This is a genomic window from Angustibacter speluncae, from assembly GCF_054777815.1.
The window spans coordinates 1-13,121 of the sequence record NZ_BAAHAF010000154.1; the positions used below are offsets into that span (position 1 = coordinate 1).

A 13,121-nucleotide genomic window follows, 5' to 3' on the forward strand; every position below is an offset into this window, starting at 1 on the left:
GCTGGCCGAGCGGGTCGCCGCCGCCGGTGAGCGACTCACCCGCGTGGGCACCCGCCACGACGACCTCGACGCCCGGCTCGCCGACGCCCGCGGCGACGAGGCGTCGGTCGCCGCGCGCGTCGACCGGCTGACGCGGCTCGTCGGGCCGATCGAGCACGCCCTGACCCTGCTGCGAGCCCTGCCGGCGGTCGCGCAGGTCGTGGCCGACGCCCGCGCCGACGCCGAGGACGCCTGCGCCGAGGCGGGTTTCGCCGACCTCGCCGCCGCAGCGGCCGCGACGCTCGAGCCGGCGTCCCGGGTCGCCGCGCAGGAGCGGGTGGAACGCCACGACCGCGAGACCGCCGACGTCGAGCACCAGGTCGCCGACGACCACCTCGCGCTCGCGGCGGGCGCCGACCTCGACGGGCTCGAGCGCGCACTGGCCGGCCGGGCCGCCGAGCACGCGGCGACGCGGGAGCGGGCCGCGGCGGCCGAGGCCGCCGTGCGCACCACCAGCGCGCGGCTGACGCTGCTCGAGGGCGTCGTCGTCGCGCTGCACGCCCTGGCCGACGAGGTCGCCGCGCAGGAGCGCACCCTGACCGCGCTGTCGGCCCGGGCGCAGGTGGTCGAGGAGCTCGCGGGCTGCGTCCTCGGCACCTCTGCCGACAACGCCCTGCGGATGCGCCTGTCGGCCTACGTGCTGGCGGCGCGGCTCGAGCAGGTCGCCGCCGCGGCGTCCGCACGGCTCCAGGCCACCACCGCCGGACGCTACGAGCTGCGGCACTGCGACGCCCGCGGCAAGGGAGGCGGGCGGTCCGGGCTCGGCCTCGTCGTCGTCGACCACTGGACCGGGCAGGAGCGCGAGACCGCGAGCCTGTCCGGCGGCGAGTCGTTCCTCGCCTCGCTCGCGCTCGCGCTCGGTCTCGCCGACGTCGTCCAGGCCGAGTCGGGCGGTCTCGCGATCGAGACCCTCTTCGTCGACGAGGGTTTCGGCAGCCTCGACGACGACACCCTCGAGCTGGTCGTCGCCTCCCTCGACGGCCTGCGCGAGGGCGGGCGCGCCGTCGGCGTCGTGTCCCACCTGCCCGAGCTGCGCACCCGCATCCCCACCCAGCTGCAGGTGGTGCGGGGCGAGCAGGGCTCCACGGTGCGCCCCGTGCACCGCGCCGGCTGACCAATCCGCCGGGCGGCAGGCGCCGAAGACCTGTCGAGCGCGGCGGACGCCGCGCCTGGTCGAGGCACCGACGGGAGGGACGTGGGACAGTGGCAGACGTGGTCCCCTTCTCCCGCAACCGCGGTGCGTCGCCCGCCGGCGACCCCGCACCGCCGACGCCGTCTCCCGACGAGGTGCTCGTCGACCTGATGCGCAAGGTCGCCCACGGCGACGAGGACGCCTTCGCCCGGGTGTACGACGCGCTCTCGCCGTCGGTGTACGGCCTCGTGCTGCGGGTGCTGCGCGACCCGGCACAGTCGCAGGAGGTCGCCCAGGAGGTCATGGTCGAGCTCTGGCGCCAGGCCACCCGCTTCGACCCGACGCGCGGCAGCGTCAAGGGCTACGTCATGACGATGGCGCACCGGCGCGCCGTCGACCGCGTCCGGTCGGCCCAGTCGTCCACCGACCGCGAGCTGCGGGTGGGCCAGGCCAGCCAGGACCGCGAGTTCGACCAGGTGGCAGAGGCGGTCGAGCACCGGCTCGAGGTGCAGCAGGTGCGCCGGGCGCTGCGCGTGCTGACCGAGCTGCAGCGCGAGGCGGTGCAGCTCGCCTACTACGGCGGTTACACGCACCGGGAGGTGTCGGAGCTGCTCGGGGTGCCGCTCGGCACCGTGAAGACCCGGCTGCGGGACGGACTCATCAGACTTCGGGACGAGATGGGGGTGACGGCATGAGCGAGGAGCAGGACCTGCACATGCTCACCGGTGCCTACGCGCTCGGCGCGGTCGACGACCTCGAGGCCGCCCGGATGCGCGAGATGCTGCGCACCTCCCCGGAGGCCTCCGCCGAGGTGCGTTCGTTCACCGAGACGGCCGCCCTGCTCGGCTCGGCCGAGGCGGTCGAGCCGCCCGCCGCGATGCGCGCCTCGGTCCTGGCCGCCGTCCGCGAGACCCGCCAGGTGCCGCCCGTCGTGGTACCCGCCGCACGGCGCCGTGCCGCGCGGTCGGCCCGCTGGCTGTCGGTCGCCGCGGCCGGTCTGCTCGTGCTCACCCTCGGCACCGGCGTCGCCGCCTGGCAGTTCCGCGAGGACGCCTCGCAGGTCACCGCCGCCAACGAGGCGATGACCGACGTGCTCACCGACCCCGGACGCCAGGTGCTCGACGCCGACCTCGCCGGTGGCCACGCGACCATGGTCGTCTCCGGCGACCGGGTCGTGCTGCTCGGCGCCGACGTGGCCGCGCCCCCGGAGGGCAAGGGCTACCAGCTCTGGATGATCCCCGACGGCGAGGACGCCGCGCCGATCCCGGCCGGCATGCTCAGTGCCACCGGCGACGGCGGCTACTGGGGCGAGACCACGGGCTACCAGCCCGGCCAGGCGCTGGCGGTCACCGTCGAGCCCGAGGCCGGCTCCCAGGCCCCCACGTCCGACCCGCTCTTCGTCGCCTCCGCCTGACCGTCCGTCGTCCGGGTCCGGTTCGTCCGGCGCGTCCGGGTGCCGCGGGGCTTTCTCGACTGACTTCGTCTGACGTCTTCGAAACCCCCGCGGCCCCCGTCCACGCCTCGGTGTTGTCCCCGGCACCGCACACTCCCCGGGCGGCGACGCCGCCGACCAGGTCACCGGTGCGCCCGGCTCACGACCCCGTCCACGCCGAGGACCCGGTGGGGTCGACACACCACCACCTGTGACCGAGGCGGGGGTTCTCGGGCTCTCCCGCCTCGTGGTCGCCGGCGACGGGTTGCGGAGGGGTGGGGTGCCGACAGCACGCCGAGGGGAGCCGCGGTGGCCGGGCCGTTCGTGAAGGCGTCAGACGAAGTCAGCCGAACGGACGGTCCGGCCGCCGGGGCGAGCCGGACCGGACGAGACGAGCGAGCACCTCACCGCTCGGCCAGCTCCTCGACGGGCGGGCAGGAGCACACCAGGTTGCGGTCGCCGTACGCACCGTCGATGCGGCGCACCGGCGGCCAGTACTTGCCGACGGGGTCGGTGGCGCCGGGGTAGACGGCCTCGGCGCGGGTGTAGGGGTGGTCCCAGTCGGCGACGAGGGTGGCGGCGGTGTGGGGGGCGTTCCGCAGCGGCGAGGTGGTGGCGTCCCACTCCCCCGAGGCGACCCGGTCGATCTCGCCCTTGATGGCGATCATCGCGTCGCAGAACCGGTCGAGCTCGCCGAGGTCCTCGGACTCGGTCGGCTCGACCATCAGGGTGCCGGCGACGGGGAACGACATGGTCGGGGCGTGGAAGCCGAAGTCGATCAGCCGCTTGGCGACGTCGTCGACGGTGACGCCGGTGGCCTTGGTGATCGGCCGCAGGTCGAGGATGCACTCGTGGGCGACGAGCCCGCCCGGGCCGGTGTAGAGCACCGGGAAGTGCTCGCCGAGCCGGGCGGCGACGTAGTTCGCCGACAGCACCGCGACCTGGGTGGCGCGCCTGAGACCGTCCGGACCCATCATCGCGATGTAGGCCCACGAGATCGGCAGGATGCCGGCGGAGCCGTAGGGCGCGGCCGACACCGGGCCGACGGGCGCGTCCGTGGCGAAGGTGTCGACCGAGGGCAGGAACGGGGCGAGGTGCTCGCGCACCGCGACCGGTCCGACGCCGGGGCCGCCGCCGCCGTGCGGGATGCAGAACGTCTTGTGCAGGTTGAGGTGCGAGACGTCCGCGCCGAACTTCCCCGGCTTGGCGAGCCCGACGAGGGCGTTCAGGTTGGCGCCGTCGACGTACACCTGGCCGCCGGCGTCGTGCACGAGCGCGCAGACGTCGGCGATCGACTCCTCGAACACCCCGTGGGTGGACGGGTAGGTGACCATGATCGCGGCGAGGCTGTCGCGGTGCTGCTCGACCTTGGCCTTGAGGTCGGTGGTGTCGACGTTGCCGAACCCGTCGGTCTGCACAGCGACGACGCGCAGGCCGGCCATCACCGCGGACGCAGCGTTGGTGCCGTGCGCCGACACCGGGATCAGGCAGACGTCGCGCGACTCGTCGCCGTTCGCGCGGTGGTAGGCGCGGATCGCGAGCAGCCCCGCGAGCTCGCCCTGGGAGCCGGCGTTGGGCTGCAGCGAGACCGCGTCGTAGCCGGTGATCTCAACCAGCCGCGCCTCGAGGTCGGCCACCAGCGCGCGGGAGCCGGCGGTGTCGGACTCCGGCGCGAACGGGTGCAGGTCGCTGAACGCGGGCCAGGTGACCGCCTGCATCTCGGCGGTGGCGTTCAGCTTCATCGTGCACGAGCCGAGCGGGATCATGCCGCGGTCGAGCGCGTAGTCCTTGTCGGCGAGGCGCTTGAGGTAGCGCAGCATCGCGGTCTCGGACTGGTGCGCGGAGAAGACGGGGTGGGTCAGGTAGTCGGAGGTGCGGGCCAGGTCGGCCAGGACGTCGCCGGTGAACCCGGCCGACGCCTCGGACGAGCGGCCGGTGACCACGGCCGCGACGGCGCGGACGTCGGCCTCGGTCGTGGTCTCGTCGCACGAGACCGAGAGGTGGTCGGCGTCGACGAGGCGCAGCAGGTAGCCCGCCTCGTGGGCGGCGTCGACCAGGTCGCGGGCGCGGCCCGGCACCCGCACCAGCAGGGTGTCGAAGAACCGCTGGTGCACGACCTCGACGCCGGCGCCGGCCAGCAGGCCGTTCAGCTCGCCCGCCCGCTCGTGCACGCGCTCGGCGATCGCCCGCAGCCCCGACGGCCCGTGGTAGACGGCGTACATCGACGCCATCACGGCGAGCAGCACCTGCGCGGTGCAGATGTTCGACGTCGCCTTCTCGCGGCGGATGTGCTGCTCGCGGGTCTGCAGGGCCAGCCGGTAGGCCGGCGCGCCGTCGGCGTCGACCGAGACGCCGACCAGACGGCCGGGCAGCGACCGCTCGAGACCGGCACGCACCGCCATGTAGCCGGCGTGCGGGCCGCCGAAGCCCATCGGGACGCCGAACCGCTGCGAGGTGCCGACCGCGACGTCGGCGCCCATCTCGCCCGGGGCGCGCAGCAGCGTGAGCGCCAGCAGGTCGGCGGCGACCGTCACCAGCGCGTCGCGGGCGTGCGCGGCCTCGGCGACCGGTGCGAGGTCGCGCACCACGCCGGTCGCGCCCGGGTACTGGAGCAGGACGCCGAACAGCTCGGCGTCCGGCAGGCCGGTCGAGGTGTCGTGCACGACGACGCCGAGACCGAGCGCCTCCATCCGGGTGCGGACGACGGCGAGCGTCTGCGGCAGCACCTCGGTGTCGACGACGAGCACCGCCTCGTCCGAGGGCTTGCGGGCGGCGCGACGCATCAGCGTCGCGGCCTCGGCGGCGGCGGTCGCCTCGTCCAGCATCGAGGCGTTCGCGGTGGCCATGCCGGTGAGGTCGCTCACCGCCGTCTGGAAGTTCAGCAGCGCCTCGAGCCGGCCCTGGCTGATCTCGGGCTGGTACGGGGTGTACGCGGTGTACCAGGACGGGTTCTCGAGCACGTTGCGCTGGATCACGCCGGGCACGTGGGTGCCGAAGTAGCCCAGGCCGATCATCGAGCGGCGGACCGTGTTCGCGTCGGCCATCTGGCGCAGCTGGGCCAGCACCTCGGGCTCGCTGACCGCCTCGGGCAGCTCGAGCCGCTGCGTCCACGCGATCGAGCGCGGGACGGCCACCTCGGTGAGGGCGTCGAGCGAGTCGTACCCGACCCGCTCGAGCATGTGGGCGACCTCGCCCTCGCCCGGGCCGATGTGGCGGGCGGCGAAGTCGTGCGCGAGGTGGGCGTGCTCGACGTGCGGCGTGGACGGCGTCATGCGGTGGAGGCTCCCTGCGTCGGCCCCGCGGGTGCGCGGGACGAACCGGCCTCCCCCTCTGTCACCGACCTGCGGCTCCAGAGCTGCCTGTCCCGTGCGGTCCTGGCGCCTGAGAGGTTCCGGGGAGTTTGCCCCTTCGGCGCCCCGACCCACCCAGCGTGCAGGGGCGGCGGGGACTCTCCCGCACGGTGTCGAACGGCACCGTCGAGACTACCCCAGCACGCGCCGGGGTCCGGTCAGGCGGCTCAGCCGGTGGCGCGCGCCGCGCGACGGGCGGACAGCTCGTCGTCGGCCGCGGGGGCCTCGGCGCCGTCGGCGCGCTCGCTTGGCAGCTCGGCCAGGGTGCCCTCGACCTCGCGCCAGACGCGGCCGACCGCGATGCCGAACACGCCCTGCCCGCCCTGGACCAGGTCGATGACCTCGTCGGCCGAGGTGCACTCGTAGACGCTGGCGCCGTCGCTCATCAGCGTGATCTGGGCGAGGTCCTCGACGCCGCGCTCGCGCAGCGCGGTCACCGCGATGCGGATCTGCTGCAGCGAGACGCCGGTGTCGAGCAGCCGCTTGACGACCTTGAGCACGAGGATGTCGCGGAAGCTGTACAGCCGCTGCGAGCCGGAGCCGCTGGCGCCGCGGACCTGGGGCTCGACGAGCCCCGTGCGCGCCCAGTAGTCGAGCTGGCGGTAGGTGATGCCCGCGGCACGGCACGCGGTGGGACCGCGGTAGCCCATGTCCTCGTCGAGCACCGGCAGGTCCTCGGTGAACAGCAGGCCCTGCGCCGCGGTGGGCACCGGGCGCGTCGAGTCCGTGGCGTCCTGAGTGCCGCTCACGCCGAACCTCCAGGTCAGTGGTCCCCCGGGGTCGTGAGGCCGGCACTTGCAGCGCTGGAACTACACGGGGGACGTTCGCTGTCGACGGTACGGCCGGCAGGGGGTCCGGTCAACGAGCGCGCCCCGCCCGACGCGGCGTGTCGCGCACCGTGACCAACTCTTGACCTCAGGTCGAGGGTTGACCCCCGGACCCGGGCGGCCCGCTCTCCGGGTCGGGCGGCGTCCCGAGGCCCGTGCCCGGCTCGCCGCCGGGCTCGAAGTCCTCCGCGCTCACCTGGTCGAGGAACTCGCGGAACCGCTCGACCTCGTCCTCGTCCTCGTCGGGGACGGGCACGCTGCCGGCCTCGAGCACCGCCTCGGCGCCCAGGATGGGGCAGCCGACGCGCAGCGCCAGGGCGATCGCGTCGGACGAGCGCGACCCGACGGTCACGCCGCCGGAGAACGCCAGCTCGGCGTAGTAGACGTTCTCCTTCATGTCGACGATGCGCACCTGCTCGAGGGTGTAGCCCAGGGCGGTGACGACCTCGCCGAGCAGGTCGTGGGTCAGCGGCCGCGGCGGCACGACACCCTGCTGGGCCATCGCGATCGCGCTCGCCTCGGCCGAGCCGATCCAGATCGGCAGGTAGCGCTCGCCGTCCTTCTCCCGCAGCAGCACGATCGGCGTCCGCGACGGCATCTCGACCCGGACCCCGACGACCTCCAGCTCCAGCACGAGACCAACCTAACCCTCCTCCGTCTGCGTGCGCTCGCTCGCTGGCGCTCGCTCGGTCGTGGTCGAGTCGGATCCGCCGAGGGACGCGACTCAGATCTGGTCGAGTGCTGCGCGCACCAGGGTGGAGTGCAGCCGGAGACAGAGCGCGCTGACCTCGCGGGCGACCTCCTCGGCGCGGGCGTGGGAGCCGGTGCCGCGGTGGTGGCGCAGGGGCGAGGTGACCTGCTCGACCAGGCCGACCTCGCGGTCGGCGGCGGTGCGGAAGGCGCGCAGGTGGCGCGGCTCGATGCCGTACCCGGCGAGCTCGCCCGCCGTCCGGGCCACCTCGAGGTCGTCGGCGTCGTAGTAGCCGGAGTCGCCGAGGGCGACCAGGCCGTACGTCTCCAGGCTCTCCAGCAGCGCGGGCTCGATGCCGGCGGCCTGCAGCAGCTCCTCGCGGCGCAGCCGGGCGCGGGTCGGCGGCGCCAGGCCGTCGACCTCGCCGTCGGCGGGCGGCAGCAGCCGGGCCGGGCGCGGCGACCCACCGGGCAGCTCGGGCGCCACGCCGCGGTCGAGCTGGTCGAGGTACTCGCCGATCTTCTTCAGCGGCCAGTAGTGGTCGCGCTGCAGCTCGAGCACCAGCCGGAGCCGGGCGACGTCGGTCGGCGAGAACTTGCGGTAGCCGGCGGCGGTGCGCTCGGGCTCGACCAGGCCGCGGTCCTCCAGGAAGCGCAGCTTGGAGTGCGTGAGGTCGCTGAACTCCGGCTGCAGCTCGGCCAGCACCTCGCCGATGCTGAGCAGCCGGCGGGCGCGCGTCGAGCGCTGGACGGCGCCGCTCACCGCCCGGTCCCGTCCGTCCGGGACCGCTGCAGGCAGCCGGTCACCGCGCGGCGCCCTCGCCCTCGGCCGGCTCGTGGTGCGGGTGGAAGACCAGGCGGAACTTGCCGATCTGCACCTCGTCGCCCGGCTGCAGCACGGCGTCGTCGACCCGCTCGCGGTTGACGTAGGTGCCGTTCAGGCTGCCGACGTCGCGGACGCGGAACCGGTCGCCCTCGCGCAGGAACTCCGCGTGCCGGCGCGAGACCGTGACGTCGTCGAGGAAGATCTCGCTGTCGGTCTGGCGGCCGGCGGTCACCCGGTCGGCGTCGAGGAGGAAGCGCGAGCCGGACACCGGGCCGCGCTGGACGATCAGCAGCGCCGACGCGGGCGGCAGCGCCCCGATCGCGGCGCGCTCCTCGGTGCTGAGACCTCCGGCGTCCGGGTCGACCTCGGACCCGACGGCCGACAGCGTCATCGTGGAGTCGGGGTTGCGCACCTGCTCCCGACCGTCGCGGTCACCCTGCTCGCTCATCCGCCGACCTCCTTCCGTCGTCGCCACCGGGGCGGTCCACCCGTCCCGGGCGGTCACCGGGGCCCCACCCTAACCCTCGACGCGAGAGTGAGACCACGGGTTCCCGGCGGCCCGGGCGACGGGGTCAGCCGACCTGGTCGGCGTAGCCGTCGGCGTCGAGCAGCGCGTCGACCGACGACGGGTCGTCGAGGCGCACCTCGAACATCCAGCCCTCGCCGTAGGGGTCAGTGTTCACCAGCTCGGGGCTCGCCTCGAGCGCCTCGTTGCGGGCCGTGACCGAACCGGCGAGCGGCGCGTAGACCTCGCTCACGCTCTTGGTCGACTCGACCTCGCCGCAGGACTCGCCGGCGGTCACGTCGGTGCCGGTGTCGGGCAGCTGCACGAACACGATGTCGCCGAGCGCGTCCTGCGCGTAGGACGTGATGCCGATGCGCACCACCGCCGGGTCGTCCGTCGTCTGCACCCACTCGTGCTCGGGGGTGTACTTCAGGTGGGCGGGGTACTCGAAGTCGGCCAAGGGGTGTCCTTCCGGGCGCGGGGGTCGCTCGCGCGCTGGATCGTCAGGGGGTTGCGGTCGGCTCGGCGGGGCGAGCGTACTGAGGCGTCTGCGGCGTCCGCAACGCGTCGACGACGACCTGGTCGCGCTGGGTCGTGCGCACCTTCGCGTCGCGCGAGGTGACCGAGTCGACCACCCCGCCGGGGATCTCCATCGCCGTCTCGAGCGTGGGCGGGTCGCCGATGACGAGCAGCTCGTAGGGAGGCTCGATCAGGGTGCCGTCGACCTCGATGCCCTCGGCGGTGTCGACGAACGCGGTCGAGGCGACCACCCGCACTCCCCCGACCTGCATGGCCTCGGCGCCGGAGTCGCGCAGCTCCTGCACGGCGTCGAGCAGGTCGGACGCCGACAGCCGGCGGTCCGGGTCGGTGAGCACCACCGAGATGCCGGGCCCCTCAGCCGCGGCCGTGCCCGCGAGGATGCCCAGCGCGTCGACCTGGCGCCGGGCCGCCTCCTGCGCGGCCGCCCGCGCCGACGTCCCCGACTCGAGCTCGGCCCGGACGCGGGACAGCTCGGCCTCCTCGGCGTCCAGCCGGTCGTTGCGCTCGCCGAGGTCGTCGAGGATGCGGACCAGGTCGGAGTCGCGCAGCGACCCGAGGTCGGCCTCCTGGGTCTGGCGGACCTGCACGACCAGGGCGAACCCGAGGACGGCGCACAGCAGCCCGGCGAGCACCTCGCCCCGCGAGCCCCGCGGCACCAGCGAGCGCAGGAGCCGGCGACGCGGCTCGACCGCGTCCGGACCGGGCTCGGCCTGCTCCGGACCCGCCGAGTGCCGGCCGTGCCCGCTCACGCGCTCACGCCTTGAACACGTGCCGCCGGATGGCGGCGGCGTTGGAGAAGATCCGGATGCCGAGGACGACGACCACGCCGGTCGACAGCTGCGAGCCGACGCCGAGCTGGTCGCCGAGGTAGACCACCAGCGCGGCGACCACGACGTTGCTGAGGAACGACACCACGAAGACGCGGTCGTCGAAGATGCCGTCGAGCACCGCCCGCAGACCGCCGAAGACGGCGTCGAGCGCGGCGACGACGGCGATCGGCAGGTACGGCTGCAGCTCCGGCGGCACCGTCGGCTGCAGGACCAGCCCGAGCACGATGCCGATCACCAGCCCGAGCGCTGCGATCACGGGTCCTCCTCCTCGGTGACGGGTGCGGCGTACCGCAGCCCCAGGCGCCCGGCCGCGGGCAGCGTCAGCTCGTCGGCGCCCCGCACCGTGACCTGGATGCCGTGGTTCTGCTCCAGCGAGGAAAGGTAGCGACCGGCCGCGGAGGTGGCGAAGGCGGTCTGCAGCCGGGCCGGGTCGCCGATCGCCTGCACCTCGTAGGGCGGCGCCAGCGGACGCAGGTCGACCAGGATCGCCTCCCCCGCCCCGCGGATGGCCGACGTCGCGGTCAGCCGCTGGCCGTTGACCGAGATCGCCTCGGCCCCGGCGGCCCACAGCCCGTTGGTCACCTGCTGCAGGTCGACGTCGTACACGCGCCCGAGGTCGATCTCCTGCTGCGGCCGGGTGTCGCCGGGCGGCGGGTTCTTGTACTGCAGCGAGTTGTCGAGGGTGTAGACGGCGCCGGGACCGGTGACCGAGCGCGCCCCCGTCACGGCCTCCAGGGTCGCGACCTGCTCGAGCAGGTCGTCGTCGGCGCCGGCCAGCCGCGCGTCGCGCAGCGCAGCGACCTCGTCGGTGAGGGCGACGATCGCCTCCTCGCGGGACGCCACCTCGTCGGTGCGGGCGGTCACCTGCTCGCGCAGCTCGGCGCCGGTGTCGTCGGCCCCGGGGGCGCGCAGCTGGACGACGCCGGTGACCAGCACCAGGCCGGCGACCAGCGAGAGCGCCACGGTGAGCGGCACCCGGCGACGGCGCCGCACCACCGGCAGGCCGGCCCGGGCGTCGGCCGCGGCCTGGTACCCCGGGTCGAGCGGGCGCTCCATCACCTCCTTGAGCAGCGTCATGGAGGCGTCGGCGGCGCGGCGGGCGGTGCCCGCGGGCGCCGGGTCGCGGACGGGGGCGCTCACGCGGGCACCGTGCGCCGCGCGTCGGCGCGCAGCAGGCCGCGCAGCTGGCGGACGTAGAGCACGCCGGCCCACCAGTACAGGACGATCCCCCACCAGGCGAACGCCCACCCGAGCGGCCGGGCGACGTCGGCGATCGCGCCGGAGCCCTCGCCCAGCAGGATGAGCGGGAACGCGTAGAGCAGGTTGAAGGTGGCGGCCTTGCCCAGGTAGTGCACGGGCAGCGCCTCGAGCCCGAGCCGCTTCAGGAACGGGATCATCCCGAACAGGATCACGTCGCGGGCGACGACGGCGCCCACGAGCCACCACGGGATGAAGTCGCGGTACGCCAGGCCGAGCAGCGTCGACAGGATGTACAGCCGGTCGGCGGCCGGGTCGAGCTTGGCGCCGAGCTCGGAGACCTGGCCGAGGCGGCGCGCGAGCCAGCCGTCGAGGTAGTCGGTGACGCCCGACACCGCGAGCACCGCCAGCGCCCAGTAGTCGTACTCGGCGACGATGAGGAAGGCGAACACCGGCACCAGGAGCAGCCGCCCGAAGCTGATCAGGTTCGGGACGGTCCAGATGTCCGTCGACGCGGGGGCTGCCACGTCGTCCAGCCTACGTGCGGGCGCCGACCGCGACGGCCAGCCGCGGGTCACGGTGCGGCGTCGTCGAAGACGGCGAGCGTGCCCCCGTACGAGGCGACCCAGATCCGTTGCGTCAGAGCGTCGTAGGTGATGCCGATGGGGTGGTGGTCGACGGGCACCGACTCGAGCACCTCGAGGTCGGACGTGCGCACGCGCGACACGGTGTCGGACTCGTAGTTGACGACGAACAGCGCCGTGCCGTCCGGCGAGAGCGCCGCGCTGCGCGGCTGCTCGCCGGTGCGCACGGCGCCGACGACCTCGCCGGTGGCGGTGTCGATCTTCACCACCTCGCCGTCCTTGTTGAGCGTCGCGAACAGCCAGCGGCCGTCCGGGCTCAGGTTGAGGTGGCGGGGACCGCGGCCGACGCCCTCGAACGTGCGGACGGCGTCCTCGCCGGCCCCGGCGACGGCCGCCGCCAGGTCGACGACGGCCACCTCGCTGCCGCCCATCACCGCGACGTAGGCGGTGGTGGAGTCGGGCGAGATCGCGATGCCCCTCGGGTACCGCCCGATCGGCACGCGCGCGACCTCCTCGCCCGCGGCGGCGTCGACCACCGACAGGTCCCAGGTGCACCAGTTCGTCACCAGCACGTACCGGCCGTCCGGCGTCACCTCGAGGAACTTCGGGACGGCGCCGACGAGCACGGCGTCGGCGATCTCGAGCGTCGTGGTGTCGATGCGGTACAGGAAGCTGGGGTCGACGCCCGTCCGCGGTGTGCAGTCGTCGTCGCCCGGCGTGGCGAAGCCCGGCCCGTACATCGAGTAGTTCGACACCCACAGCTGCCCGCCGTCGCGCGAGAAGGCCGCCTCCACGGGTCCGCCCTCGACCTCGTCGTCCCACTCGGGGAAGCCGAAGTCGGACGGGACGATCTCGTCGTCGATGGTCTGCAGCAGCTTGCCGTTGCTGTTGAAGGCCGAGACGGTGTGCGTGTAGATCATGTTCTGCGCGACCACCAGGCCGTGGCCCGAGGCGACGACCGACTTCGGCGTCAGGTCGCCGGACAGCTCGTCGACCTCGTCGAAGCGGCGCTGGTCGCTGGGCAGGTCCGACAGCACGGGGTCGCGCAACGGGCCGGGCTCGAGCGCGGGCGCCGGGTCCTCGGTCGGTGCCGGCGCGGCGGGCGCGGCAGCCGGGTCGGACGCGGCCGCGACGGGGGTGGCGCCGTCGCCGACGGGCGGGTCGCCGGC

The 13,121-nt window shown here is 74.5% G+C and carries 14 protein-coding genes and 1 riboswitch; of the genes, 3 read left to right on the plus strand and 11 right to left on the minus strand.

All coding sequences use genetic code 11. From position 1 onward, the window contains the following. The 3 genes from ACYVKY_RS17215 to ACYVKY_RS17225 all read left to right on the plus strand — a co-directional run. Positions 1-1,153 (plus strand): SbcC/MukB-like Walker B domain-containing protein (locus tag ACYVKY_RS17215; RefSeq protein WP_460436209.1); only part of this gene is annotated, 1,153 nt, incomplete at its 5' end. A 98-nt stretch (positions 1,154-1,251) separates the two neighbouring features. After that, positions 1,252-1,866 (plus strand): sigma-70 family RNA polymerase sigma factor, encoded by a 615-nt coding sequence (locus tag ACYVKY_RS17220; RefSeq protein WP_460436210.1) that lies wholly within the window; start codon positions 1,252-1,254, stop codon positions 1,864-1,866. After that, the gene (locus ACYVKY_RS17225) at positions 1,863-2,585 is read left to right on the plus strand and encodes an anti-sigma factor (RefSeq protein ID WP_460436211.1); all 723 of its coding nucleotides are present in this window, start codon (positions 1,863-1,865) and stop codon (positions 2,583-2,585) included. The genes ACYVKY_RS17220 and ACYVKY_RS17225 overlap by 4 nt, the downstream gene beginning before the upstream one ends. Before the next feature lie 422 nt (positions 2,586-3,007). Here ACYVKY_RS17225 and gcvP read toward each other — a convergent pair whose 3' ends face one another. The 11 genes from gcvP to ACYVKY_RS17280 all read right to left on the minus strand — a co-directional run. Then, positions 3,008-5,875 (minus strand): aminomethyl-transferring glycine dehydrogenase, encoded by a 2,868-nt coding sequence (gcvP, locus tag ACYVKY_RS17230; RefSeq protein ID WP_460436212.1) that lies wholly within the window; start codon positions 5,873-5,875, stop codon positions 3,008-3,010. Positions 5,876-5,962: 87 nt separating this feature from the next. Continuing rightward, a riboswitch (glycine riboswitch) is annotated at positions 5,963-6,069 on the minus strand. Positions 6,070-6,120: 51 nt separating this feature from the next. Continuing rightward, on the minus strand, positions 6,121-6,702 hold the full coding sequence (locus tag ACYVKY_RS17235; RefSeq protein ID WP_460436213.1) for a MerR family transcriptional regulator: 582 nt from the start codon (positions 6,700-6,702) through the stop codon (positions 6,121-6,123). 166 nt (positions 6,703-6,868) lie between these two features. After that, the gene (locus ACYVKY_RS17240) at positions 6,869-7,414 is read right to left on the minus strand and encodes a bifunctional nuclease family protein (protein ID WP_460436214.1); all 546 of its coding nucleotides are present in this window, start codon (positions 7,412-7,414) and stop codon (positions 6,869-6,871) included. 90 nt (positions 7,415-7,504) lie between these two features. Continuing rightward, positions 7,505-8,233 carry a MerR family transcriptional regulator gene (gene ftsR, locus ACYVKY_RS17245; RefSeq protein WP_460436215.1) on the minus strand — a complete coding sequence of 243 codons (729 nt, stop codon included), beginning with the start codon at positions 8,231-8,233 and terminating at the stop codon, positions 7,505-7,507. Positions 8,234-8,273: 40 nt separating this feature from the next. Then, a complete protein-coding gene (locus ACYVKY_RS17250) occupies positions 8,274-8,744 on the minus strand; it encodes an FHA domain-containing protein (protein WP_460436216.1) in 471 nt (156 codons plus the stop codon). 124 nt (positions 8,745-8,868) lie between these two features. Next, positions 8,869-9,261 (minus strand): glycine cleavage system protein H, encoded by a 393-nt coding sequence (gene gcvH / locus ACYVKY_RS17255; RefSeq protein WP_460436217.1) that lies wholly within the window; start codon positions 9,259-9,261, stop codon positions 8,869-8,871. A gap of 43 nt (positions 9,262-9,304) precedes the next feature. Next, complete coding sequence (locus tag ACYVKY_RS17260; RefSeq protein WP_460436218.1) at positions 9,305-10,090, minus strand: DUF881 domain-containing protein; 786 nt, start codon at positions 10,088-10,090, stop codon at positions 9,305-9,307. A 4-nt stretch (positions 10,091-10,094) separates the two neighbouring features. Next, positions 10,095-10,427 (minus strand): small basic family protein, encoded by a 333-nt coding sequence (locus ACYVKY_RS17265; RefSeq protein ID WP_460436219.1) that lies wholly within the window; start codon positions 10,425-10,427, stop codon positions 10,095-10,097. Beyond that, the gene (locus tag ACYVKY_RS17270) at positions 10,424-11,311 is read right to left on the minus strand and encodes a DUF881 domain-containing protein (protein ID WP_460436220.1); all 888 of its coding nucleotides are present in this window, start codon (positions 11,309-11,311) and stop codon (positions 10,424-10,426) included. Before ACYVKY_RS17270 ends, ACYVKY_RS17265 begins: the two co-directional genes overlap by 4 nt. Then, positions 11,308-11,895 carry a CDP-alcohol phosphatidyltransferase family protein gene (locus ACYVKY_RS17275; protein WP_460436221.1) on the minus strand — a complete coding sequence of 196 codons (588 nt, stop codon included), beginning with the start codon at positions 11,893-11,895 and terminating at the stop codon, positions 11,308-11,310. The genes ACYVKY_RS17270 and ACYVKY_RS17275 overlap by 4 nt, the downstream gene beginning before the upstream one ends. A gap of 47 nt (positions 11,896-11,942) precedes the next feature. Further along, a partial coding sequence (locus ACYVKY_RS17280) for a YncE family protein (protein ID WP_460436222.1) occupies positions 11,943-13,121 on the minus strand: 1,179 nt, incomplete at its 5' end.